The 23,902-nt window shown below is 59.0% G+C and carries 20 protein-coding genes; 12 read left to right on the forward strand and 8 right to left on the reverse strand.

Annotated elements, in window-relative coordinates:
- Positions 1-115: 115 nt before the first annotated feature.
- Complete coding sequence (locus CYR55_RS05675; RefSeq protein ID WP_101815181.1) at positions 116-1,534, reverse strand: glutamine synthetase family protein; 1,419 nt, start codon at positions 1,532-1,534, stop codon at positions 116-118.
- 280 nt (positions 1,535-1,814) lie between these two features.
- On the opposite strand from CYR55_RS05675, the gene puuD reads away from it, so the two are divergent.
- From puuD to CYR55_RS05725, 10 genes are all read left to right on the forward strand, one after another.
- A complete protein-coding gene (puuD, locus tag CYR55_RS05680) occupies positions 1,815-2,597 on the forward strand; it encodes a gamma-glutamyl-gamma-aminobutyrate hydrolase (protein WP_101815182.1) in 783 nt (260 codons plus the stop codon).
- A complete protein-coding gene (puuR, locus tag CYR55_RS05685) occupies positions 2,594-3,151 on the forward strand; it encodes an HTH-type transcriptional regulator PuuR (protein WP_101815183.1) in 558 nt (185 codons plus the stop codon). Before puuD ends, puuR begins: the two co-directional genes overlap by 4 nt.
- Positions 3,152-3,296: 145 nt before the next feature.
- A complete protein-coding gene (locus tag CYR55_RS05690; protein ID WP_101815184.1) occupies positions 3,297-4,574 on the forward strand; it encodes an NAD(P)/FAD-dependent oxidoreductase in 1,278 nt (425 codons plus the stop codon).
- Between the two features lie 678 nt (positions 4,575-5,252).
- Complete coding sequence (locus tag CYR55_RS05695) at positions 5,253-6,236, forward strand: iron-containing redox enzyme family protein (protein WP_101815185.1); 984 nt, start codon at positions 5,253-5,255, stop codon at positions 6,234-6,236.
- Positions 6,237-6,248: 12 nt separating this feature from the next.
- On the forward strand, positions 6,249-7,235 hold the full coding sequence (locus tag CYR55_RS05700; RefSeq protein WP_101815186.1) for an iron-containing redox enzyme family protein: 987 nt from the start codon (positions 6,249-6,251) through the stop codon (positions 7,233-7,235).
- Positions 7,236-7,245: 10 nt separating this feature from the next.
- The gene (locus tag CYR55_RS05705) at positions 7,246-8,655 is read left to right on the forward strand and encodes an iron-containing redox enzyme family protein (protein ID WP_101815187.1); all 1,410 of its coding nucleotides are present in this window, start codon (positions 7,246-7,248) and stop codon (positions 8,653-8,655) included.
- A gap of 2 nt (positions 8,656-8,657) precedes the next feature.
- Positions 8,658-9,908: an aminotransferase class III-fold pyridoxal phosphate-dependent enzyme gene (locus CYR55_RS05710; protein ID WP_101815188.1), complete on the forward strand. Its 1,251-nt coding sequence runs from the start codon at positions 8,658-8,660 to the stop codon at positions 9,906-9,908.
- Positions 9,898-11,052, forward strand: coding sequence for an ATP-grasp domain-containing protein (locus tag CYR55_RS05715; protein WP_165699532.1), 1,155 nt, complete (start codon positions 9,898-9,900; stop codon positions 11,050-11,052). The genes CYR55_RS05710 and CYR55_RS05715 overlap by 11 nt, the downstream gene beginning before the upstream one ends.
- Entirely contained in the window at positions 11,053-12,273 is a 1,221-nt protein-coding gene (locus CYR55_RS05720; protein WP_101815190.1) for an MFS transporter, read from the forward strand.
- A 19-nt stretch (positions 12,274-12,292) separates the two neighbouring features.
- On the forward strand, positions 12,293-12,745 hold the full coding sequence (locus tag CYR55_RS05725; protein ID WP_101815191.1) for a GNAT family N-acetyltransferase: 453 nt from the start codon (positions 12,293-12,295) through the stop codon (positions 12,743-12,745).
- Between the two features lies 1 nt (position 12,746).
- On the opposite strand, the gene CYR55_RS05730 is transcribed toward CYR55_RS05725, so the two are convergent.
- From CYR55_RS05730 to yieE, 4 genes are all read right to left on the reverse strand, one after another.
- Positions 12,747-13,538, reverse strand: coding sequence for an ABC transporter ATP-binding protein (locus tag CYR55_RS05730; RefSeq protein ID WP_101815192.1), 792 nt, complete (start codon positions 13,536-13,538; stop codon positions 12,747-12,749).
- Positions 13,535-14,617 (reverse strand): FecCD family ABC transporter permease, encoded by a 1,083-nt coding sequence (locus CYR55_RS05735; RefSeq protein WP_101815193.1) that lies wholly within the window; start codon positions 14,615-14,617, stop codon positions 13,535-13,537. Before CYR55_RS05735 ends, CYR55_RS05730 begins: the two co-directional genes overlap by 4 nt.
- A gap of 327 nt (positions 14,618-14,944) precedes the next feature.
- Positions 14,945-16,417, reverse strand: coding sequence for an amino acid permease (locus CYR55_RS05740; RefSeq protein WP_101815194.1), 1,473 nt, complete (start codon positions 16,415-16,417; stop codon positions 14,945-14,947).
- Positions 16,418-16,604: 187 nt separating this feature from the next.
- A complete protein-coding gene (yieE, locus tag CYR55_RS05745) occupies positions 16,605-17,492 on the reverse strand; it encodes a DNA-binding transcriptional regulator YeiE (RefSeq protein ID WP_101815195.1) in 888 nt (295 codons plus the stop codon).
- Positions 17,493-17,822: 330 nt separating this feature from the next.
- Here yieE and CYR55_RS05750 point away from each other — a divergent pair, with 330 nt between their 5' ends.
- The gene (locus CYR55_RS05750; RefSeq protein WP_241522097.1) at positions 17,823-18,887 is read left to right on the forward strand and encodes a YeiH family protein; all 1,065 of its coding nucleotides are present in this window, start codon (positions 17,823-17,825) and stop codon (positions 18,885-18,887) included.
- Between the two features lie 79 nt (positions 18,888-18,966).
- Entirely contained in the window at positions 18,967-19,830 is an 864-nt protein-coding gene (gene nfo, locus CYR55_RS05755) for a deoxyribonuclease IV (RefSeq protein ID WP_101815197.1), read from the forward strand.
- A gap of 83 nt (positions 19,831-19,913) precedes the next feature.
- On the opposite strand, the gene fruA is transcribed toward nfo, so the two are convergent.
- The 3 genes from fruA to fruB are packed head-to-tail and all read right to left on the reverse strand — an operon-like array spanning position 19,914 to position 23,715.
- Positions 19,914-21,635, reverse strand: a complete 1,722-nt coding sequence (fruA, locus tag CYR55_RS05760; RefSeq protein WP_101815198.1) for a PTS fructose transporter subunit IIBC — start codon at positions 21,633-21,635, stop codon at positions 19,914-19,916.
- A 14-nt stretch (positions 21,636-21,649) separates the two neighbouring features.
- Positions 21,650-22,588: a 1-phosphofructokinase gene (fruK, locus tag CYR55_RS05765; RefSeq protein WP_101815199.1), complete on the reverse strand. Its 939-nt coding sequence runs from the start codon at positions 22,586-22,588 to the stop codon at positions 21,650-21,652.
- Positions 22,585-23,715 carry a fused PTS fructose transporter subunit IIA/HPr protein gene (gene fruB, locus CYR55_RS05770; RefSeq protein WP_101815200.1) on the reverse strand — a complete coding sequence of 377 codons (1,131 nt, stop codon included), beginning with the start codon at positions 23,713-23,715 and terminating at the stop codon, positions 22,585-22,587. The genes fruK and fruB overlap by 4 nt, the downstream gene beginning before the upstream one ends.
- Positions 23,716-23,902 lie beyond the last annotated feature (187 nt).

Genomic DNA, 23,902 nt, shown 5'->3' on the forward strand with positions numbered 1-23,902 from the left:
CTGCCCGAGGGGGGCAGAGATCTCAAGATCCGGAGACCTTCTGACACACATTCTTTCAATTCGCGCAAAAAACAGCCAATAGGCGTTTTCAGCTAATCAGATCTTTTTCAACGGGTCAGGCGTTTTTCAACATCCAGTCAATTTCCGTTTCCGTGACCAGCCGCTCGAACTGCAGCAGCTCATCAGATTTACAGGTGTGGTACACGTGGCAGAAGCGCTCGCCCAGGTAGTGTTTCAGCGGCGACTGCTCCTCAAACTCATACAGCGCATCGCTCTGGCGGATCGGCAGCGGCAAACCTTCCTGTTCCAGCCCGTTGCCGGTGACCGGCTCCGGCAGCGGCAGATCGTTGTCCAGCCCGTGCAGCATCCCGGCCAGCACGGCGGCGACCACCAGATAAGGGTTGGCATCCGCGCCCGCCACCCGGTATTCCACCCGGTGACTGTTGACGTCCCCGCAGGGAATACGCAGCGCCACGGTGCGGTTATTGTGGCCCCAGGAAGCCTGGGTCGCCACATACATGCCCGGCTGGAAACGGCGGTACGCGTTGACGTTCGGGGCCAGCAGTGCCATTGAGGACGGCATCAGGTCAATCATCCCGGCCAGCACGCGTTTCAGCAGCGCGGAGTCTTCACCGTCGGCGTCAGCAAACAGGTTTTTGCCCTGGGCATCCAGCATGCTGACATGGATGTGCATCCCGCTGCCCGCATACTCTTCATAAGGTTTCGCCATAAAGGTGGCGTGCAGGTGGTGGTTCTCCGCCACCTGGCGCACCAGGCGTTTCAGCGCCAGCGCATCATCGCAGGCACGCAATACGTTATCGGTGTGGTTGAGGTTGATCTCGAACTGCCCGGGCGAGGACTCTGCCACCGCGCCGTCTGCCGGCAGATGCTGCATCTGCGCCAGCGCGTCGATGTCACTCAGCACATTGCCGAAGTGGTTCAGGTTGTCTACCGAGTAGACCTGGGTCTGGATGTTGCGCTCCTGGGTGCCCGGGGCGCACGGCGGCTGCAGGTAGCCTTCGCTGTCACGCTGACGGTCGATCAGATAGAACTCCAGCTCTACCGCTACCACCGGGAAGAGTCCGCGACGGCGCAATGCTTGCCATACATTATTCAGGACATTGCGGGGTTCAACGTCAAAGGGAGTACCATCTTCGTCCACCATGGTAAGCAACAGTTGGCCAATGTGCTCCGGGTCAGCGGCGGAGGGCACCAGCGTACCGGGGATCGGCATACAGACATTGTCCGGCTCGCCCAATTCCTGGCCGAGGCCGGCCTCTTCCACCACATTGCCGAGGATATCCATAGCGAAAACTGACGAGGGGAAGTAGCAGCCTTTTTCGAGGCGTTTTAACGCTGAGACAGGGATTCGTTTACCGCGGAAACTACCATTGAGATCGGTGAGGAGGACATCGACGTGCTGGGTTAAAGGATGGCGTTCCAAGTATTGTTCAACTTCACGTTGGAACGCGCTACTTCGTCTCTCTTCGCTGTGCTGCGCGAATTTTTCAACTTCTACCAGATTGGTTTGCATAAATCACCTGCCGTTGTGAGGGTCCGGCGCCGCCCAGAGGGGCCACCCGCGCCGTTAACTGATTGTTTTCAAAACCTGGATCCTGTCCTGATGAGCCGCCTGGCGTGCTCAAAATATACACCGTCTGTTAGAAACATAGCCCCATCGTGTTTGTTTTGCAAATGTTACGAGGTGGTTTGAATATTAACCACCAGACTGCTAAATTGATAAAATAATGACCAGGATGTCAAAAAAGCAGCGTTTTTTGGCAAAAATTTAGTCCAGTCTGCGAGGCCAAATAATGGGCAATATATTTAACAGACCAGTTGTTGGCGTTGTTATGTGCCGGGAAAGTATTGAGGGACATTACACACAAACCGTTGAAGAGAAATATCTTGATGCGGTGTTCGCGGCGGGTGGCCTGCCGGTGGCGCTGCCGCAGGTGCTGGCGTCCCAGCCTTATGCGCTTGACAGCGTGATCGCCCGGCTTGACGGCATCTTCCTGACCGGCAGCCCGAGCAACATCGAGCCGCACCATTATGGTGAAGAGGGCATTGAAGAGTGGATCGATCCGGGGCGCGATCAGCTGGCGTTGACGCTGATCCGCAGCATGCTCGACCAGCGCCTGCCGCTGTTTGCCGCCTGCCGGGGGATGCAGGAGCTGGTGGTGGCCACCGGCGGCGCCCTGCACCGGCAGGTGCATAACGAGCCGGGCTTTATGGACCACCGCGAAGATCTGTCGCAGTCTGCAGATATTCAGTACGGCCCGGCGCACCCGGTGATCGTCGAGCCGGGCGGCATGCTGGAATCGCTGCTGCCGGGCATTCCGCTGTTTGAGGTGAATTCGCTGCACGGCCAGGGCACACGGCGGCTCAGCCCGTCATTGCGCGTGGAAGCCAGCGCGCCGGACGGCCTGGTGGAGGCGGTCAGTGTCCGTGACCACCCGTTCGCCCTGGGGGTGCAGTGGCATCCGGAATGGCGCATCGAGGAAAACCCGGTATCGCGCCAGTTGTTTGAAGCCTTTATCAGCGCGTGCCGCGACGCCATGGTCGAAGAGCGCGCGGTGCAGGAACCTGCCCTATGAGTGAAGTCAGCCTGGCACCCGGGCGGCGGCTGTCACAGCTGCGCCAGCAATTAGGGTTATCACAGCGCCGGGCGGCCGAGCTGGCCGGCCTGACCCACAGCGCCATCAGTACCATTGAGCAGGACAAGGTCAGCCCGGCGATCAGCACGCTGCAAAAGCTGCTGACGGTCTATGGGCTGTCGATGGCAGAGTTCTTTACCGACGATAACCGCCTGAAGACCCCGCAGGTGGTGATTGAGCCGGAGAACCTGATTGAAATCGGCAGCCAGGGCGTGTCGATGAAGCTGGTGCATAACGGTAACCCGATGCGTGCACTGGCGATGCTGCTGGAAACCTACGAGCCGGGCAGCAGCACCGGCGAGAAGATCCGCCATCAGGGTGAGGAAGTCGGTACCCTGCTGGAGGGGGAGATTGTCCTGACCGTGAACGGACAGCAGTTCCCGCTGCATGCCGGGCAGAGTTACACCATCAATACCGGCATGGCGCACAGTTTTACCAATCTGTCGGCGCAGGTGTGCCGCATTATCAGCGCCCACACCCCGACGACGTTTTAGCGGTCAATCCGCAGGCAGTGGCACAGTAATTGCTTCATTTTGTTGCCATCTACGGCGTCACCCCCGCAGTGTGGGAACCCCGGCCTGAGGTCGCCGCGTTCCCCTGTGGGCAGGAAGCACACCGGGCCTGTATAAGGAGAAGGATATGACCGAGCATATTAGTAGTTACTATGCGGCAACGGCCAACCCGCATGAACCCTGGCCGCAGCTTGCCGGCCAGATAGAGTGCGATGTCTGCATCGTGGGCGGCGGCTTTACCGGCCTCTCTTCTGCCCTTTACCTGACGGAAGCCGGGTATGACGTGGTACTGCTGGAGGCAGTGCGTGTCGGCTGGGGGGCCACCGGGCGCAACGGCGGCCAGGTAGTGAACTCCTTCAGCCGGGACGTGGATGTTATCGAGGCGCGCTATGGCCAGGACACTGCCCAGGCATTGGGCAGCATGATCTTTGAAGGGGCGGACATCATCCGCCAGCGCATCGATCAGTACGCCATTGACTGTGACTATCGCCCCGGCGGCATCTTCGCCGCACTCAACTATAAACAGGTTGCCCATCTTCACCAGCAGAAAGCGCTGTGGGAGAAATATGGGCATCACAGTCTGATCATGCTGGATGAGAGCGGTATCCGGCATGAAATCGGTACCCGGCGCTATGTGGGCGGCATGCTCGACCCGCGCGGGGGCCACCTTCACCCGCTCAATCTGGCGCTCGGCGAGGCCGAGGCGATCCGCCGCCACGGCGGCCGCATCTATGAACACTCCGCGGTGACACACATCAACCACGGCACCCCGGCGCGGGTGCATACCGCGCAGGGCGAAGTCAGGGCGCGGTTTGTGATCATGGCCGGCAACGCTTACCTGGGCGACAGGCTGGAGCCGCGTCTGTCACGGCTCAGCATGCCGTGCGGCTCGCAGATTGTTGCCACTGAGCCGCTGTCCGAGGCGGTGGCCCGCTCGCTGTTGCCGAACAACTACTGCGTGGAAGACTGCAACTACCTGCTGGATTACTTCCGCCTGACCGCTGACCGGCGGCTGCTGTTTGGCGGCGGCGTGATCTACGGCGCGCGCGACCCGGCGGACATCGACCCGCTGATCCTGCCGAAGCTGTATAAAACCTTCCCGCAGCTGAAAGGGGTGAAGATTGACTACCGCTGGAGCGGCAACTTCCTGCTGACGCTGTCGCGGATGCCGCAATTCGGCCGGCTGGAGAAGAACGTCTACTATATGCAGGGCGACAGCGGCCACGGCGTCACCCTCACCCACCTGGCCGGCAAACTGATTTCTGAAGTGATGCGCGGAGACGCCGAACGGTTCGACGCCTTCGCCAACCTGCCGCACATGCCGTTCTTCGGCGGCCGCAGCCTGCAGGTGCCGTTCACCGCCATCGGCGCAGTCTACTATGCGCTGCGCGACCGGCTGGGCTAACCCACACCGGTACCGGTAAGGTTTGCCCTTACCGGTACTCCCCCACTGCATTCCCTCCCACCACTTTCTTTATTATCTGCCGGTCAGCCTCTCTGTTAAGATATATTTATTAGTTTTCCCACGGTATATTTATCACCCTATTTTAATCCGCAAAAATAACGTTTATCCGGTAAATCGGTATACCTCCCTATTTGTTTATCTCTGGCCAACTTATTTAAGTTATTATTTATTTTATCAACCATTAATTAATTATTGAAACGGTTCAACATCCTAAATAAATCCTATTTTCTTAAATTCTAAATTTACTGCATAAATAGCTTTATTCTTTGCATAATGTCATTTATCCAGTGTAAAAACCCGCTCTGCCAGGCACGCATAAAATTTCTTATGAGAACGATTTTCAATATCCTGCACACGGCGTTAATTACCTTTTCGGTTAAAAAAATTTTTGTTAGGTTTCTGTTGATCGCATAAAAAGATAATTTTTTTCGATCATCCACCAACCATCACCATTGAAGGAATATGACATGAGCAATAAAACTGAGAAAACCCCTGCACCTCAGAAACCGAAAGTCGTTATCAAACCAAAAAGCGATCGTCCAATCCTGATGGCTGCGCACCTGTAATTCCCATGACAGCCAGGAAACTGGCTGTCCTTTTTATTATTGAGGGTGAGATATGGAAAACCAGTATGTCATTTCCGGCACCGTATCGCGGGAAGAAGAGAGTCACGGCCTGCTATTCCAACAGGGGAATGCGCTTTTTGAAATTGAGAATATCACCGGTGATACAGCGCAATGGAATACGCTAATCAAAGCCTGTGATGGAAAAACCACACTCAGTGAGATTTTATCGCGCACGTCCTCCCTGGATAAAGAGGCAGCGTTGGCTTTTCTGGATGCGCTGATAGACAATAACCTCGGATATATCAACAACTCAGGTAACGCATACTTAAGTGGTGATGAGGCTATTCTTATCCTTGAGGATCTACAGGCTAAATTACTTTACAGCACGCTATACAAAAATAAATTCTGGCAGGCAATGCAGACACCCAGCGACGTCCCTGAGAAAGTGTATTACGGCATGGCCATTGAAAATTACCACTTTCTTTTCCGCGAAAGCTGGTTTGACTCTCCCGTACTCAGCTTCCAGATGTCGACCAAAGCCCGTCTGATCATGAATGAATTTTATGGTGAAGAGTATGGTCATGATGAGCTGATACTGAAGGCACTGAATCACATTGATATTCAGCGCGCCGACATCAGCGAAACATTACCGCTGCCGGAGACGCTGGCCTTATGTAATGCACTGGCCTATTGGTCTGCTAATGAACCCTTATTTTTCTTCAGCACCATGGGCATTCTTGAGGGTAAGGATATTAAAGTCGACAGCTATATCCTCGCCATGGAGCAAAGCGGCAAAGTTTCCGAATCCTTTATCAAGCCGATTAAAGAACATGCCAACATTAACATCGACGCTGAGCACGGCATATTAACCCGCGAGCTGTTCCATGAAATTCCGGTGGTTCGTCTTGATCAAATGAAGAGTATGATTGCCAATACCTACCTCTTTGTTGAACTTTACGATAATTTCCATAGCGCAGTGTGGAACCATTACGCTGATGATAAAAAACCGCTGTTGCGCAGACTGTCCAATATCTGAGGAAACCCAGCCATGCAGACTTCACCACAACGTTTTTCTTACCCAAAGTTGCGTGACGGCATCCTTTATTCGCGCAACGGTGCAGAACATCATTTAGATTATCGCCAGCAGGGGGTGATTTTATTCTCTGACGCTGAAGACTCGTCGCTGGATGCGTTGATTACTGACCTGTCAGCGGGCGGCTATACGCCTTCTCAGTTAAAAACGAAGAACCCCCTGTTAGCCGACGAAATAGACGCGCTGATTGAACAGCTTGATAACCATTATCTGCTGACAGAAAGCCACTACGCCCCGGTTGCCGGTACCCTGTCAGGTGAACAGTTTGCCCGTAAGCTCAAGACCTATGCCAATGCATGGCATACGCAGCTCGGCACCTCGGCGCTGTACGCCGCCATGCAAAACGGCACCGCGACCACATCCCAGCTGATTGGCTTTGCCATTGAGTACTACCATATTGTTAAAGCGGCCCCCACGGTACTCGCCCCTGCGCTCTCTCAAAAATGCCCGCCTGCGGTATTCCAGGGCATTAAACATCTTTTCCTGGAAGAGCACGACCATGAGGGTTTGTTACTGAAAGCCCTGGGTGCCGCCGGGTTGTCTGAAGAGCAGGTCAGCCAGACCACACCCCTGCCGGCCACCTTTTCTGTTTACGCCACCCTGGGGACGTTCAGCCGCCAGCACCTGTTGAGCTTTATCTCCAGCCTGTTTCTGTTCGAAGAGCCCTACCCGGAGTTTAATACGGTGTTCGTTGAGAACTGCCGGCGCCTTGGGCTGCCGGACGCTTTCTGGAAACCGATCATCGGCCATTCAGAGGTGAATGAAGAGGGCGGGCACCATTTGATTACCGATGAGCTGTTAAGCCACATCTCCGCCATCTCTGCGGAAGAGGCCCAGGTGACGCTGATCCATGTCATGACGCTGCTGGAAACCATGAAAATCTGGGACAGCCAGATTTGTGAGTATTATCAGTCTGCTACCACCCTACGCATCTATCAGTGAGGAGAGTGTCATGGAACAGTGGAGTCTTGGCCATTTTGTGAAACCGACGTTGAACACGGCTTTTCTGGCTAAAAACGAAAATGGCACGATTGAGATCGGTGAAGCAGAGGCAGAGCTGGAGATCAGTGCCACTCAGCCTGATGCCATTTTCAGCCTGCTGGAGCGCCTGCGGCTGGGGGATCAACAGGCCTGGAAAAGCATACAGGGCACGCCACAGGACGAAGAACTCGCCCTGATTATCGGCTCGCTGAATGAGTATGGCTTTATCCGCGAAACCGCCCCTGAGCATACGCCCGCCAGGAAAGAGGCGATCCTGGCGACGGCGCTTGATGAGGCAGAAGCGGCGTTGCGCCCTTACCAACCCGCGCTGACAGCCCCCCTGCGCACTCTGCTGGATCGCGCCCTGAACGCGGGTGAAGCCGATTTCATTGGCCTCATCCGGGAAGAAAAAAATGCCTTTCTTCTTTATGCGTCTCTGTCGCTCATCAGCTGGAAAACGCTTTGCCCGCCGGCTGTCCGCGCGACCGCCCTGCTGATGCAACGTATGCTGGGCGAAGAGCCGGCACCCGGCACGATTGATTTCACCGCTTTCTGGTCAGGCGAAGTGCGCCGCTGCCTCTCACTGATTGTCTGGGCGCTGGTACGCAGCCAGGCACCCGATGCCGCGCGTAAACCCCTTCCGCCTCTGCCGATCGACCAGCCGGACTCCGGCACCAATTTAGCCTTGCGCCTGGAGCGGTGGGCGTTACATTGCCTGGCCTCCTTTGGTGAGAGCCGTTTTGCCCCGGCCCTGCGCACCAATGCGCACGGCGCTCAAAAATCGCTGATTGAGGCGGTCTATGCGCAGGAGTATTACATCACGGAGCGCTTTATCGATCTGGTTTCCGCGGCCATTGCGCTGCGCCTGCCGCGCCCTCTGAAAAAGCTGCTGCGCCGCTACTATAGCGAGGAGATGGGCCATGAGTCTTACGAGCTCAGAACCTGCCTGGCGCTGGGCCTGTCGGAAGATGAACTGCACAGCGCGCTTCCTACCCCCTTTGCACAACTGCTTTGCGACACCTACACCTGGCTGGCAGGTCACCATGTTGTCGCTTATGCGGCGGCGGCCACCATTACCGAAGGGTTACCGGGCCAACCCAATATCATCAATGAAGCGGTTGCCACCTCGGGTTTGTTAACCGCAGAGGTGAATGAAAGCTCGCGCAAACATGAAGCGCTTAACGAAAAGTTGTTCCACCCCTATATTTCCCGCCTTCTGCTGGCGGAATGCGGTGAGCAGAGTGTGGATACCCAGGAGATCGCGCGGGATTGCTATGGGCTATTGCTGGAAATGACCTGGAGAACCTGGGAGGAGCTGGAAAAGTTACATGTCCGGCAAGGCCGCCCTTCTCTTAATTACCGTATGCAGGATTTCCTTTAACGATGGGCGCGCTGGAGGCGTATAGCCGGTATGTCAATGATGACTGGCTTCAGACCCTGGCTCCGCTGGGAGACGTTCCCGTATTCATCCGGGCCGCCGGCGATCGTTTGCACGACAGCCAGGGGGACGAGTGGTTTGATTTTATCGGCCATTATGGTGCCATGCTGTTTGGTCATCATCACCCGGTTCTCCAGCAGGCGCTGATCGCCGCACTGGCGGACGATCTTCCCATCGGCGCGCCCATGGGGATCACTGCCCATGGCGCGGCACTGGCGCAACAGCTGATTGAAAAGCTGGCGCTGGGTGACGGCTGGAACAACTGGACACTGACCACCGGCGCGGAAGCGGTAGAAGGGGCGCTGAAAATCGCGATGACCGTCACCGGCCGCCAGAAAATCCTTGCCAGAGCAGGCGCCTTCCACGGCTTGAGCAGCCTGACGCTGGCCCTGAACAATATGCCTTTCTGGCGTCAGGGTTATGAAGCGCTGGTACCGGATGACGGCGTCACGTTCTTTGACGACCCGCAGGATGTCCCTGCGTTATTGGCGTCGGGTGAGTATGCCGCCGTCATTATTGAGCCTCTTCAGGCGATTGCCGGCGGCCGGCGGCTGGATGCGGCCCAGGCCGAGGCTTTCCGTATGGCCTGCACACGTACCGGCACCCTGTTTATTGTTGATGAAATTTTCACCGGGCTGGGCCGGTGCGGTGACTACAGTGCCATGCAGGCGCTGGGGTGGGCCATACGGCCTGATATTATCCTGCTCGCCAAAACGCTGACGGGTGGCCTGATGCCCAGCGCGCAGTTGCTGGTAAAACAGCCCTTTTTCCACGCCTTTACCGGGCGACCCGGCTGCGCCAAGCTGATTGCCTCCACCTTTTCCGGCAATAATCTTGGCCACCGGGTGGCGCTGGCGGCTCTGCAATTACTGACTGATACCCTGGAAACCCCCGGGCTGATGGCCCGCCATGGCCACTTTTCCGACCGGCTTAAAACGCTGGCCGCACGCTACCCGCGGCTGTTGCAGGGCGTTTCCTCGTTGGGCGCCCTGCATTTCCTGCATTTCACCACCCCTGAAGCGGCACAATTAAGCTGGCACTATCTCCATGCCAATAAAATCCTGACCACGCTGTGTGCCCACCAACCCGCCACACTGAAGCTTATCCCCTCGCTGTGCCAAAGTGATGAGGCCAATGAGGCGCTGTACAACGTGATTGAATATGTCTGTGAAGAGGAAGGTGAGCATGTCAGATAAAAGGCATATTCTGCTGTTGGGGCCGACCGATGATTACTTTGACAAAGTGGCGGCCTGTGGGCACCACGTCACGGTATTGACCGAACCCAGCCGCCTGACCGCACGCCAGAAAATACGCGGTGGCGTGACCCTTCTGGCAGACTTCCGGCATTTCCCTTCTCTGCTGTTAATCGCCAGTGATGCCCATCAACATACCCCCTTTGATGCGGTGATCTCTTTTACCGAATATGGGATGGAACCGGCGGCCATGATCGCCGCCGCGCTGAACCTGCCCGGCCCGGATCTTCGCAGCACTCTGATCTGCCGGGATAAAGTACGTACCCGGGAGGCCGTAGGCGCCCACGCCCTCTCTGCCTTGCCCTTCGCGGCGATAACGGATAACGCACAGCTCGCGCAGTTTATTGCCGGCCATGCACTGCCGGTGGTGGTGAAGCCCCGCTCGGCGACCGGCAGCCAGCAGGTGGCCATCCTGAATCATCCTGGGGATACGCTGCCCGCGATAGCCGGTGACTGGCTGGTTGAATGCTTTGCGCCTGGTAAAGAATACAGTTGCGAAACCTTTTCGGTTAACGGGCGGCATACGCTGGTCGCGGTGACTGAAAAATTACTGGGCGGCACCAGCGGCCTGGTGGAGGTCGGGCATAAAATTCTGCCCCAGAAAATACTGACAGCGGAATTTGAACAGTGGTTATTCCAGGTATTGGAGGCCATCGAGCTGAAAAACGGCGTGGGCCATACTGAGATAAAAATTGAAGGTGACACCATAAACCTGATCGAATGCCACAACCGCCCCGGGGGCGATCGCATCTGGCAACTGGTTGAGCTGGCCATCGGCATCGATCTGATCACCCTCGCCACCCGCCTGCTGTGTGGAGAGGCAGTGACCGTGCCGCCGCCCCAGTCACGCTGTGCCGCCATGACCTACTTCCAGTTCCAGCCCGGCCCCGTCACCTTGTCATCTCATCCGTTTATCGCCCCACCCGCGTGGGTACGTTGGTATGAGTGGACGCTTAAACCCGGCGATGAGATACCGCCAATGACCGACTCCTTTCATCGCCATGGTGGGTTTATTGTCGATGCCGACGATCATGCCTCCCTTAATCAGCGCATTGCGCAGGTTTTACATGAGACGGTGGTACGCTGAATGTCTATTCTTTCTGAGGTGCGGGGCTTCTCCGCCCCCACCCGCAAAACGCTGTTCGTCCAATGGCTGACCTCCATCGGCTATTTTTCAGTGATTCCGTTTCTGGTGGTTTACCTGGTACGTTTCCAGCATTTCAGCGCGGAATTTGCCACACTCCAGCTCTCGCTGTTTTTAATTGGTCAATATGGTGCCACCTTTCTGGGCGGGCTGATGACGGACAGGTTCAGCCCTAACCTCACCATGAAATATGGGCTGATTCTTCAGATAGCCTGCTATCTGGTCTTTTTTACCGGTATTTCCCAAAGCGGCATTATCTGTGTGTTAAGTACCACTGTCGGCATCAGCAAAGGCTTATTTACACCGGCGGCCAAAACCCTGGTGGCGCGTGTTTCAGCAGGGAGCAATAAAATATTGCTCTTCTCATTCCGCAGCACCGTGAATAATGTCGGTGTCGCGCTCGGCAGCGCCATCGGCGGTCTGTTTATAACGGCCAACAGTGCCTCTTTCTTCGCCATCGCCGCCGCCAGCCAGCTTATTGCCCTGGCGGTGCTGTTCACCTTGCCCGCGCCCGCTGCGATACCCGCCGGCCACAGCCACAGCGCCTCTCCGCCGGTCAATAAAGGCACGGTGCGGCAACTGGGCAGCAATCTCTCCTTTATCGCGGCCTGTCTGCTTTACTGCGCGTTTAATTTTATTTATATGCAACTTGAAAGCGCCTTTCCTCTTTTCTCTTCCCAGAAATGGGGGGCAATGGCGGTGTCGGCGATCTTTATGATGAATGCCGCCGTGGTTATTTTGCTGCAAGTTCTGGTGAATGTTTATTTGAATAAGTGGCTCTCGCCCTGGTTATCGATGTGCCTGGGGTTTATGGCGTTCTCTCTCACGTTTTCTCTGTTAGGCAGCGTGGAAAGCCTGGGCGCGTTTATTATCCTGATTGGGTTTTATACCCTGGGCGAAATTACCGTAGACCCGACGATTGATGCCGTCACCAGCGAGGCTATTCCTGCCCGGATGCTGGGCACGGCGTTTGGGGTACTGGGCATTGCCGGGCTGATTGGCGGCGTCAGCGGCAACGCCTTTGCCGGGCGGTTCCTCAGCCTCGCGCTCAATCAGCCTGCGACCTTATGGCATAGCTGCCTGGCCGTCTCAGCACTGGGTGTTGGGTTAACCCTTTTGTTTTCTTTGAAGAAATTCTATATTAAACAGACACAGGTCGGCTAACTACCCCATGGAGAAACCGATGGACACGCCTATTGAATGGAAAAAAGATCGTTACCGCATCTCCACCGATCCGGCGCAGCTGGACATTGCGGCGATCCACGCCTTTCTGACCCGCTCGACCTGGGCGGCGGGGATTGATCGCGATACGGTGCAGCGGTCGGTGGCGCACAGCCTGAACTTTGGGCTGTATCAGGGGGAAACGCAGGTAGGCTTTGCCCGGCTGGTGACGGATTTCGCCACCTTCGGCTACCTGTGTGACGTCTATGTGCTGGAGGCGCACCAGCAGGCCGGGCTCGGCCGCTGGCTGATGGAGTGCTGCCAGGCACACCCGCTGTGGCAGCGGCTGCGGCGGGTGATGCTGGTCACCTCCACCGCGCCCTGGCTGTATGAAAAACTCGGCTACACGCCGGTTAACCGCGAGAATTTCGTCTGGCAGCAGGTGCAGCCAGATATTTATACCGCCACGCGCTGAGTCACAGTGAGGGCTGGGCCACCAGCCCGTCAATCATCACCTGCGGCATCCCTTGCGAGCAGCGTTCAATACGCCCGCGCACCCCATACACCTTCGCCAGGCTCGCCGGTGTGATCACCGTGTCCGGTGCGCCGTCGGCGATCAGGTTGCCGTTTTGCAGCATCAATACGTGGTCGCCATGGCGCAGCGCGATGTTGATGTCATGCACCACCACCACCGTCACCATATTGCGCCGCCGGGTTTCACGCCGCACTAAATCCATCACATGGAACTGGTAGTTAAGATCCAGCGCGCTGAGCGGTTCATCCAGCAACAGTAACGACGGCTGGCGGATCAGCGACTGTGCCAGCCCCACCAGCTGTTTCTGGCCGCCGGAGAGCTGATCGAGGTAGCTGAGCGCCAGATGGGCGATGCCCAGTTGCTCCAGCAGCGCCATCACCTCGTGCTCACCGGCGGCGAGCTGCCCGCGCCCGCCCGCGGCGCGTTGCGCCACGATAATGGACTCCAGCACATGCAGGTGCACCCCGGCCGGCAGCGACTGCGGCAGGTACACCACCTGCTCCGCCCGCCGGGAAAACGGCATCTGCATCAGATCCTGCCCGTCCAGCCGCAGCGCGCCCTGTGCCGGGTTAAGCCCGGCCAGCGAACGCAGCAGCGTGGATTTGCCGCTGCCGTTCGGCCCCAGCAGCACGGTGATTTTCCCGCGCGGCAGCTGCGGCACGTTAAGGTCACGGATCACCGGGCGTTTCGGGTAACCGGCGTGAAATGCCTGAATCTCTAGCCCTGCGGTCATACTGTCCCCCGGTGGCGTAAAATAATACTGAGGAAGAACGGCACGCCCACCAGCGAGGTCACAATGCCGACCGGAATAATCACGCCGGGTATCAGGTTTTTCGAGGCCACCGAGGCCATCGACAGCACCAGCGCACCAATCAGCGCGCTGGCCGGCAGGTAGAAACGGTGATCCTCCCCGAACATCAGCCGCGCAATGTGCGGTGCCACCAGCCCGATAAAGCCGATCGGGCCGACAAACGCTACCGCCAGCGCGGACAGAATGCTGATGCGCAGCAGCGTCGCCAGCCGCAGGCGGCGCACGTCGATGCCGAAGCTCACCGCGCGGTCTTCACCCAGGCGCAGCGCCGTGAGTTTCCATGCGCTCATCATCGAGAGCGGCAACAGCAGCGCCACCACCGCCAGCAGAATGCCGAGCTTGGTCCAGCTGGCGCGCGCCAGGCTGCCCATCGTCCAGAACACCAGCCCCTGCAACGTGTCTTCAGTGGCGATGAATTGCATCATCGACACCAGCGCGTTAAAGGTGAACACCAGTGCAATGCCGAACAGCACCACGCCGGAGGTGGCCACCCGCGTCCAGCGCGTCACGCCGTCCAGCATCAGCGCCGCCAGCAGCGCAAAGATAAAGGCGTTGGCCGAGATAAACCACTGGGCCGGAATGCCGGGTAACCCGATGCCGAGCACAATCGCCAGTGCCGCGCCAAACGCCGCCGCCGATGACACCCCGAGGGTAAAGGGGCTGGCCAGCGGGTTATTGAGGATGGTCTGCATCTCTGATCCGGCGAGGCCGAGCGCCAGCCCCACCACCACTGCCATCAGCGCATAAGGCAGGCGGATGTCCCAGACGATCACGCGGGTGCCGGCGTCTGCCGTGTCGGGTGACAGCAGCGTATGCCAGAGGGTCGGCAGCGACAGCCCGGCCGGGCCAAGGGTGAAATCAAGAACCAGCGAGCCGATGATGGCCACAACCAGCAGCGCCATAATTAACAGACGGTGCCGGACAATACGCCGGTAGTGCCCCATCACACCGGCCTGCGGCGCAGTGGCCGTCAGGCGCGAGGGGTCAGTGGTGATGCTCATGTTGTGATTACCTGTTGCGGGTGGTTCTGTTGCAAAGGGTTCTGTTCCGCGCGCCTGCCGGGGCGTAGTGCGAACGCCGGGGCATAACGGAAACGGCAAATAGGGTGCGCTTACTGCGTGCGGCCGGAGGCGGGCAACGCGGAGCCAACCATAAAGCAAACGAGAATTCTTATCAATATCATTAATAGGCAAGAAAGGGTTTTCAGAAAGGTAACAGGCTGTTTCTGCTCTGTTATCCCCTGAGCTGACGGAACCGCCCCATAAAAAAAGGGCGGATCCTATGATCCGCCCTGCTTTTTCGCTCACCCCATACCGGGGCGGCTGCCGTTACTCTTTGTGTTCCGGGAATTCCATCTCGTGGTATTTCACCACTTTAGTGCCTTTGGTCAGCTTGTAACCGAACCAGATCAGCAGGAACAGCGGAATACCGATGTAAGTCGCCGCCACTGAAGACCAGTCGATCTGGTCTTGCAGGAAGGCCTGGTAGTTCTGCCCGAGGGTGATCACCAGACAGAGCGCAAAGGCAAACATCGGCCCCAGCGGGAAGAAGCCGGAGCGGTACGGCAGCGCCGCCAGCGACAGCCCCTGCTTCACATAGCCGCGGCGGAAACGGTAGTGGCTGACGGCAATACCGAGCCAGGCGATAAAGCCGGTCATGCCGGAGGTGTTCAGCAGCCACAGGTAAACCGTCTGGTTACCGAACATCGAGGTCAGGAAGCAGAGCGCCGCCACCACGGTGGTGGCATAGAGCGCGTTACGCGGCACGCCACCTTTGGAGAGCCGGGCAAAGATACGCGGCGCACGGCCTTCTGACGCCAGCGTAAACAGCATACGGGTGGAGGCGTACATGCCGGAGTTACCCGCCGAGAGCACCGCCGTCAGGATCACGGCGTTCATCACGGCCGCTGCCGACAGCAGGCCGGCGTTTTTGAACACCAGCGTGAACGGGCTGACGCTGATGTCTTTCACATCGTTACGCAGCAGGCTCGGGTCGGTATACGGGATAATCAGACTGATGATCAGAATCGCAAAGATATAGAACAGCATGATCCGCCAGAACACCTGGCGCACCGCACGCGGGATATTTTTCGACGGGTTTTCGGACTCACCGGCGGCGATGCCGATAAGCTCAGTGCCCTGGAAAGAGAAACCGGCGATCATCGCCACGCCAATCATCGCGGAGAAGCCCCCGGCAAACGGCGCGTCACCGATGGTCCAGTTCTGCCACCCGGCATGTTCACCGCCCTTCATGATGCCGACGATCATCAGCACGCCGATAATAATGAAGATAATGACCGTGACGACCTTGATCAGCGAGAACCAGTATTCCGCTTCCCCGAAGCCTTTCACCGAGATCCAGTTCAGTAGGAACATCAGCCCCAGGAACAGGGCGCTCCAGATCCAGCCTGGCACATCCGGGAACCAGTAGCTCATCAGCAGCTGCGAGGCCACCAGCTCCACGGCGATGGTCACCGCCCAGTTGTACCAGTAGTTCCAGCCGAGGGCGAAACCGAAGCCCTCTTCCACATATTTTGCGCCGTAAGTGGCGAAGGAACCGGAGACCGGCATAAAGGCCGCCAGTTCACCCAGGCTGGTCATCAGGAAATAGACCATCAGGCCGATCAGCGCGTAGGAGAGCAGTGCGCCCCCCGGCCCGGCCTGTGACACGGTGGCCCCAGAGGCCACAAACAGCCCGGTACCGATCGATCCACCAATGGCGATCATCGTCAGATGACGCGCCTTAAGCTCCCGGCGCAGGGCCGGTTGCGGCTGCGAATTATTAGTATGTTGTTCCGCCATTTTTACCCTATTTTTGTTCGTCCCGGGGGAATTTGAGGGCGGATTGTAGCAAACCCGCCCCTAAGGTATAGCAGGATCGGGCGGTTATAAGAGAGCTTCATGATAGGCCATGGATTATAAGTAACAGCCTTGCAACAACTGTTGCAAGGCTGAGCAAATTGCGGCAAAAAGCAGCAAACAGTGGCCGCTACTGGCGGAGTTTGCAGTAGTCGAGGAAGCGCTGGAGCGCGCTGGAGATATGTTTTTGCCGGTGGTGGATCAGGTACAGGGTGCGCATCAGCGGCTCACCCGGCAGCGGGATTTCGGCCAGCGTACCGGCCGTGAGCTGCTCCGCGATGACCCGGCGCGACAGGCAGCTGATGCCGATATTGTGGCGCACCGCGTGCTTAATCGCCTCGGAATTGCCCAGCTCCATCACCAGGTTGAACGCCGGGAGCCGCGCCAGCAGCAGGTGATCCAGCACCTCGCGGGTACCGGAACCGCGCTCACGCAGGATCCACGGCGCCTGCGCCAGCATCTCCGGCGTCACCGGCCGCTCGGCCAGCGGCTCCCCTGCCCTGACCCGCTGCGGCGCGGCGAACACCACCAGCTCATCCTGCAACCACGGCTGGGTAATCAGCTCCGGCATGTGGCACGGCCCTTCAATCAGGCCGAGATCCACGCGGAAATCAGCCACCGCGGTGATCACGTCCTGGCTGTTGCCGACGTTCAGCTCCAGCGGCGTGTTGGGGTAGTCGGCGCGGTATTCGGCAATCATCCCCGGCAACATATAGTTGCCGATGGTGCTGCTGGCGGCGATACGCAGGGAGCCGTTGTCATGGTTGAACAACCGCTCGATCTCGCCGGCCTGCTCCAGCAGCGCCAGCGCCCGCGGGTAGAGCAGCCGCCCATGTTCATTAATGACCAGCCGTTTGCCGACCCGGTCAAACAGCTGCACCCCGAGCTGGTTTTCCAGATCGGCCAGCGCGGCGCTGACGGCAGATTGTGACAGGGAGAGCACCACCGAGGCCTGGGTGGTCGAACCGCTCTTCAGCACTTCAGCAAAGACTTCAAGTTGTCGGAGTGTGATATGCATAGCGATCTCTGTGTGTTGGCGCAGAATGCCCGGAAATGATGCCGGTACCGGTAACCGGGAGGGTTTTCCGGGCCCGGGTTTGTGCCGCCTATCGGCGTCAGGGCCAGGCGTGGCGCAGGTGCCTCACAATTAAGGGTATCACGTTTGCCGCATTTCGTGAGGCAGCCCCGGCGCTCCATATGTTTCTGCTACGTTATTGATTGATGGCGCTAATGTTTATACCAGTTTTAACGGTTGGTTATAACGATATAATCAATTTCTCTTTTATACTTCTCCGCCGTAAGCTGCCTTCCTACCCCTGGAGGCATCCTGATGAATACTCTCTCTTTAATGAACACACACAAAACGCGCATCTTTACGCCTAAACGCGTCGCAGCGCTGCTGCCGGGGCTGCTGCTGACCGGCCTGCTCACCGGGATCGCGTTGAAAATCAGCGGGCTGGATAGTGTGGCTTCCCTGGGACTGGGCGCGCTGACGCTGGCCATTCTGGCCGGGATTATCGCCGGTAATACGGTTTATCCCTGGCTGCGCCCCGCCGGCGCCCCCGGCGTGACGTTCGCCAAACAGACGCTGCTGCGCCTCGGCATTATCCTCTATGGCTTCCGCCTCACCTTCCAGCAGGTGACGGCCGTGGGTACCACAGGCTGGCTTATCGATTTTTTAACGCTCAGCTCAACTTTTTTACTGGCCTGCTGGCTGGGCCGCCGGGTTTTTGGCCTGGATCGCGAGACGACGCTGTTGATCGGTGCCGGCAGCAGCATCTGTGGTGCAGCGGCCGTGATGGCGACCGGGCCGGTGGCAAAAGCGGATGCGGGCAAGACCGCCATCGCGGTGGCGACGGTGGTGCTGTACGGCACGCTGGCGATTTTTGCCTACCCGTGGCTCTACCATGTTTTGCAGGCGCACAGCGCGTGGCCGGTAAGCGTACAGGCTTTCGGCATCTATACCGGCTCGACGGTGCATGAGGTGGCACAGGTGGTGGCCGCCGGTCACGCCCTCGGCCCGGAGGCTGAAAACGCCGCCGTAATCGCCAAGATGATGCGGGTGATGATGCTGGCACCGTTCCTGCTGCTGCTCTCCGGCTGGCTGGCACGGCAGGCCCCGGCGAAAAACGGCACTGCCGCGCCGGTCACCGTGCCGTGGTTTGCGCTGGCCTTTATCGCGGTGGCGATGCTGAACTCCCTGCAGCTGTTGCCGCCGCACTGGGTGCAGGCGCTGCTGGCGCTGGACAACCTGCTGCTGGCGATGGCGATGGCCGCCCTCGGGCTGACCACCCAGTTCAGCGCCCTGAAGCAGGCCGGGCTGCGGCCGTTACTGCTGGGCGGTTTGCTGTTTGCCTGGCTGATGGCCGGCGGCGCGGGGATCAACCTGCTGGTTAACGCGCTGCTCGGGTAACGGCGGCGATCAAAGGCTGCGTTTGTGGTAACAAAACCATTACACTGTGCGCTGTCAGGCAGAACCAAAGGAGAATGACATGAAGTTTGTCGGAGCGCACGTCAGCGCCACAGGCGGGGTTGATCAAACGCCGGAGCGCGCCCATGCGCTGGGTGCGACCGCGTTCGCCCTGTTCACCAAAAACCAGCGCCAGTGGCGTGCCGCGCCGCTGAGCAGCACAGTGATTGAGACTTTCCGGCGCAACTGCGAGCGTTACGGCTACACCAGCGGGCAGATTTTGCCGCATGACAGCTTCCTGATTAACCTCGGCCACCCGGAACCGGAGCCGCTGGAGAAGTCACGCGCCGCGTTTATTGATGAGTTGCAGCGGTGCGAGCAACTGGGGCTGTCGCTGCTGAACTTTCACCCCGGCAGCCACCTGAAGCAAATCGATGAAGACGCCTGTCTGGCGCGGATTGCGGAGTCGGTGAATATCGCCTTAGATCAGACCGAAGGCGTCACGGCGGTGATTGAGAACACCGCCGGCCAGGGCAGCAACCTCGGTTTCCGCTTTGAGCATCTGGCAGCGATCATTGACGGCGTGGAAGACAAAAGCCGGGTGGGCGTCTGTATCGACACCTGCCACGCCTTTGCCGCCGGGTATGATCTGCGCACCCGCGAGGCGTGTGACCGCACCTTTGCCGAGTTTGACCGGATTGTCGGCTTCAACTACCTGCGCGGTATGCACCTGAACGACGCCAAAAGTGCTTTCGCCAGCCGGGTTGACCGCCATCACAGCCTGGGTATGGGCAACATCGGCCATACGCCTTTCAGCTACATCATGGAGGATGCGCGGTTTGATAATATCCCGCTGATCCTGGAAACTATCGACAGCAGCATCTGGAGCGAGGAGATCGCCTGGCTGATGTCGCAGCAGAGTACCGCAGACAGCCCGGCTGTCTGAATCCACGGCATAAAAAAAGGCGCTCACTGAGCGCCTTTTTATTTGGGGCATCCTGTCTATTCAGGACGCTACCGGAAACCGGCTTACTGCGCCTCGATGTTCTCCGCCACTTCCGCATCACTGCGTTTGATGATGGCGTAAGAGATCCCCGCCAGGGCCGTACCGGCCACAATCGCCACCAGGTAGAGCAGCACCGGCTGGATAGCCCCTGGGATCAGCAGCACAAACAGCCCGCCGTGCGGTGCCATCAGCTTGGCACCAAAGGCCATGGAGAGTGCGCCGGTCAGCGCCCCGCCCACGATACAGCACGGCAGCACACGCATCGGGTCACGGGCGGCAAACGGAATCGCCCCTTCGGAGATAAAGCACAGCCCCAGCACCAGCGCTGCTTTGCCGCCTTCCTGCTCGCTCTGCGCAAACTTGCGCCGGGCCAGCAGGGTGGCAACCCCCATCGCCAGCGGCGGCACCATACCGGCCGCCATGATGGCGGCCATCGGCGCATACACCGAGGAACTCAGCAGTGCCACACCAAAGGCATAGGCTGCTTTGTTGACCGGGCCACCCATGTCGGTACACATCATTGCCCCGAGGATCGCGCCCAGCAGCACCGCGTTCGCAGTACCCAGGGATTGCAGCCAGTTGGTCAGCCAGTTCATGAGGCCTGCGACCGGCGTGCCGACGATGTAGATCATCGCCAGACCGGTAATCAAACTGGCCACCAGCGGGATAATCAGAATCGGTTTGAGCGCCTCCATACTGGACGGCAGGCGCAGCTTGCCGCTGATGGCGCGGGCCACATAGCCCGCCAGGAAACCGGCGATGATCCCGCCGATAAACCCGGCACCGGTGCTCACGGCCAGCATCCCGCCGATCAGGCCCGGCGTCAGGCCGGGGCGGTCAGCAATTGAGAAGGCGATGTAACCGGCCAGCACCGGCACCATCAGGGCGAAGGCGGAGCCGCCGCCGATCTGCATCAGCGCTGCGGCCAGCGTACCTTTTACTTCAAACGCTTTGATACCAAAGATAAAGGAGAGCGCGATACACAACCCTCCCGCCACCACCATCGGCAACATGTAGGAGACGCCGGTCAACAGGTGACGGTATGGGCCGGTGCCGCCTTCCTGTTTTTTGGTGCTTTTTGCCGCAGCACTGCCCGCTTTGGCCGGTTGATAGACCTCCGCTTCCGCCACGGCCTTGTCCAGTTCCTGTTTGGTTTTCTTCAGCGCCAGACCGGTCGAGGTACGGTACATCGGCTTACCGGCGAACTTCTCCAGATCCACTTCGATGTCTGCCGCCACCACCACCAGATCGGCCTGCGCGACCTCTTCCGGGGTGATCGGGTTACCGGCACCCACGGAGCCGCGGGTTTCGACTTTCACCCACCAGCCGCGTTTTTTGGCTTCCGCCTCAATCGCCTCGGCGGCCATAAAGGTGTGCGCCACGCCGGTCGGGCAGGCGGTGACCGCCACAATGCGTTTCGGCCCGGCGGCCGCAGCCGCAGCCGGAGCGTTGGTCAGGGTCGCAGTGGGTTGCGGGGCCTGATAAGCGGTGGCCTCCTGCTGGGCGCGTTGCAGGAAAGCCTGCGGATCGCGTACTGCCTGTTGCAGTGCGCCTATAAAAAGTTTCTTGCCGGTCAGGGCGGCATCCGCAGGGGCCTGCTCACCGGCGACGGCCACCAGATCGGCCTCCGCCACATTATCAGTCAGCGTCACCCCGGCCTTTTGGGCCGCAGCGGTGAGCATACGTTTCGCCAGGTAGCCTCGTGCCTGCCCCAGCGACGGGTCTGTCATCAGCAGCGTTTTCATTGTGCCTCCTGCTGTTAATTAAAAGGTTTTAAATCAACACGGGCCATCATTGCCGCCAGTTGGGTGCGGTCAGTGACGCCGACGTTGCTCTGGCTCACCGCCAGGGCGGCAACCGCCGTGGCGAGGCGCAGGGTATGTTCGCTTGATTCACGCATCAGCAGGCCGTAGATCAGGCCGCCGACCATGGAGTCGCCCGCGCCGACCGTGCTGACCACCTCACAGGCCGGCGGGCGTGCCAGCCAGGCCCCGGAGGCGTTGACCCACAGCGCCCCTTCCGCGCCCAGGGAGATCACCACATGGGCGATGCCCTGATCGCGCAGGCTGTGGGCCGCTTCAACCACGGATTCCAGCGTCGGCAGTTTTTTACCGGCCCAGATCTCCAGCTCGCGGCGGTTGGGTTTAACCAGCCACGGCGAGGCTTTCAGCCCGGCGACCAGTGCGTCGCGGCTGCTGTCGAAAATGATGCACGGGCACTGGCTGCGCAGGCGCGTCATCCAGTCGGTGAAGGCGTCCGGGTCAACGCCCGCCGGCAGGCTGCCGCTCACCGCCACCATGTCGAACTGGCCGAGCCAGCTCAGGGAATCGGTGACGAAGCGCTCCCAGTCCTGCGGGGTGACGTTAAAGCCGGAGAAATTCAGGTCAGTCACCTCACCGCCGTTCTCGGTGAGTTTGACGTTGATGCGGGTGCGGCCGTTGACCACCTGGAAACGGTTGGCGATGCCCAGCTCGCTGAACAGCTGCTGGAAACCGTCCTGGTTCTCTTTGCCCAGGAAACCGCCGACGGTGACGTCGATGCCCAGATCTTTCAGCACTTTGGCAACGTTGATGCCTTTCCCGGCGGCGTGCAGCCCGGTGGTTTGCACCAGGTTAACTTCCCCGCGCTCAATTTCCGGGCAGAAGCCCACCAGATCGTAGGCCGGGTTTAAGGTGATAGTGGCGACTCTGCGGCTCATACGCCCTCCCCCAGCCCTTCGGCAATCGCAGTGCCGATGGCTTGCAGCGCCTGTTCGGCGTCATCCCCGCTGGCGGTGAAGCGCAGGCGGTGGCCTTTTTTCACGCCCAGTGCCACCACTTTCATCAGGCTGCGGCCGTTGGCCGGTTTCCCGCTGCCGTCGAGGTTGGTCACGGTGATCTCACTGTTAAATTGTTTGATGGTGTTAACCAGCATGGTGCCCGGCCGTGCGTGCAGGCCGTGCTCGTTGCGCACCACAAATTCAGCGCTCAGCACCTGGCTCTCTTCCGGCACCACACTGGTCAGCAGCGCCAGCAGTGTGGGTGCGTCAGCGTTCAGCAGGCGTTCAGCTTTATCGGCCAGCAGCAGGTCACTCAGGTAGTTCAGCACCGCCAGCGGCTGGTCGTCTGCCACGGCAGCGGTGACCAGCAGCGCGACTTTCTCGCCATCCTGCTCAAAGGCGCTGGCCGGGCGGCTTACCGCCACGGCACTGCGCAGGTTGCCCTCATAGCTATCTGCCAGCCAGATGCCCTGGCCGAGGCTCAGCGGCGTGCGGCTGACGGCATCGCTGACGAAGCGGCTGTCTACCGCACCGACCTGCTGCAGGCGGCCGGCATTCAGCGCCTGCAGGGTGATCAGGTTATCGGCGGCCACATCCAGCGCCATCAGCGAGGTGTCAAACAGCAGCTCCGCGCGCTGTTTTTCGCCCATCAACAGGCTGCGCAGGGTCTCTTTGGAGTCCGTTTTCGCCATTTCATCGGCGACGCTGTCATCAGACAGCACGTGGGTCAGCTGGCGCAGCAGCGCCAGGTGTTCGTCTGAACGGGCCGCGATGCCGATCACCACATAGGCGGTCTGGCCGTCGCCCCAGGCGATGCCCTGCGGGAACTGGAACACCTGCACGCCGGTCTTGAGTACCAGATCGCGCGTGTCAGTGGTACCGTGGGGAATGGCGATGCCGTTGCCGAGGTAGGTGGAGGTCTGCAACTCGCGTTGCTGCATGCCGTCAACATAACCGGCGCCAACATTGCCGGCCGCAGTCAGGGCAGCCGCCACCTGCTGGATGGCCTCCTGCTTGCTGCCTGCCGCGGCACCGAGGTGGATGTCTTGCTGTGACAACTGGAACATAATTCTCCTCGCTTGCTGAAATTGAATCGTTTCAGCTCTCATGAGAAAAAGGCGGCGCCGGGGAAACAGCGGATGCGCTGACCGACGCTGAAACGTTTCAATGAGTCTCTGACCGGGCTGACTTTTATGCAAGTTTTCTTGTGGTTGTTGTCACAGTTTTTTGACTTCACGCACATTTTGCTGATTG

Source organism: Chimaeribacter californicus (genome assembly GCF_002858675.1).
Taxonomy (GTDB): domain Bacteria; phylum Pseudomonadota; class Gammaproteobacteria; order Enterobacterales; family Enterobacteriaceae; genus Chimaeribacter; species Chimaeribacter californicus.

Excerpts from the sequence above, each read along its gene's own strand:
- CYR55_RS05675 (WP_101815181.1), bottom strand. The coding sequence starts at position 1,534 with ATGCAAACCAATCTGGTAGAAGTTGAAAAATTCGCGCAGCACAGCGAA.
- puuD (WP_101815182.1), top strand. The coding sequence starts at position 1,815 with ATGGGCAATATATTTAACAGACCAGTTGTTGGCGTTGTTATGTGCCGG.
- puuR (WP_101815183.1), top strand. The coding sequence starts at position 2,594 with ATGAGTGAAGTCAGCCTGGCACCCGGGCGGCGGCTGTCACAGCTGCGC.
- CYR55_RS05690 (WP_101815184.1), top strand. The coding sequence starts at position 3,297 with ATGACCGAGCATATTAGTAGTTACTATGCGGCAACGGCCAACCCGCAT.
- CYR55_RS05695 (WP_101815185.1), top strand. The coding sequence starts at position 5,253 with ATGGAAAACCAGTATGTCATTTCCGGCACCGTATCGCGGGAAGAAGAG.
- CYR55_RS05700 (WP_101815186.1), top strand. The coding sequence starts at position 6,249 with ATGCAGACTTCACCACAACGTTTTTCTTACCCAAAGTTGCGTGACGGC.
- CYR55_RS05705 (WP_101815187.1), top strand. The coding sequence starts at position 7,246 with ATGGAACAGTGGAGTCTTGGCCATTTTGTGAAACCGACGTTGAACACG.
- CYR55_RS05710 (WP_101815188.1), top strand. The coding sequence starts at position 8,658 with ATGGGCGCGCTGGAGGCGTATAGCCGGTATGTCAATGATGACTGGCTT.
- CYR55_RS05715 (WP_165699532.1), top strand. The coding sequence starts at position 9,898 with ATGTCAGATAAAAGGCATATTCTGCTGTTGGGGCCGACCGATGATTAC.
- CYR55_RS05720 (WP_101815190.1), top strand. The coding sequence starts at position 11,053 with ATGTCTATTCTTTCTGAGGTGCGGGGCTTCTCCGCCCCCACCCGCAAA.
- CYR55_RS05725 (WP_101815191.1), top strand. The coding sequence starts at position 12,293 with ATGGACACGCCTATTGAATGGAAAAAAGATCGTTACCGCATCTCCACC.
- CYR55_RS05730 (WP_101815192.1), bottom strand. The coding sequence starts at position 13,538 with ATGACCGCAGGGCTAGAGATTCAGGCATTTCACGCCGGTTACCCGAAA.
- CYR55_RS05735 (WP_101815193.1), bottom strand. The coding sequence starts at position 14,617 with ATGAGCATCACCACTGACCCCTCGCGCCTGACGGCCACTGCGCCGCAG.
- CYR55_RS05740 (WP_101815194.1), bottom strand. The coding sequence starts at position 16,417 with ATGGCGGAACAACATACTAATAATTCGCAGCCGCAACCGGCCCTGCGC.
- yieE (WP_101815195.1), bottom strand. The coding sequence starts at position 17,492 with ATGCATATCACACTCCGACAACTTGAAGTCTTTGCTGAAGTGCTGAAG.
- CYR55_RS05750 (WP_241522097.1), top strand. The coding sequence starts at position 17,823 with ATGAACACACACAAAACGCGCATCTTTACGCCTAAACGCGTCGCAGCG.
- nfo (WP_101815197.1), top strand. The coding sequence starts at position 18,967 with ATGAAGTTTGTCGGAGCGCACGTCAGCGCCACAGGCGGGGTTGATCAA.
- fruA (WP_101815198.1), bottom strand. The coding sequence starts at position 21,635 with ATGAAAACGCTGCTGATGACAGACCCGTCGCTGGGGCAGGCACGAGGC.
- fruK (WP_101815199.1), bottom strand. The coding sequence starts at position 22,588 with ATGAGCCGCAGAGTCGCCACTATCACCTTAAACCCGGCCTACGATCTG.
- fruB (WP_101815200.1), bottom strand. The coding sequence starts at position 23,715 with ATGTTCCAGTTGTCACAGCAAGACATCCACCTCGGTGCCGCGGCAGGC.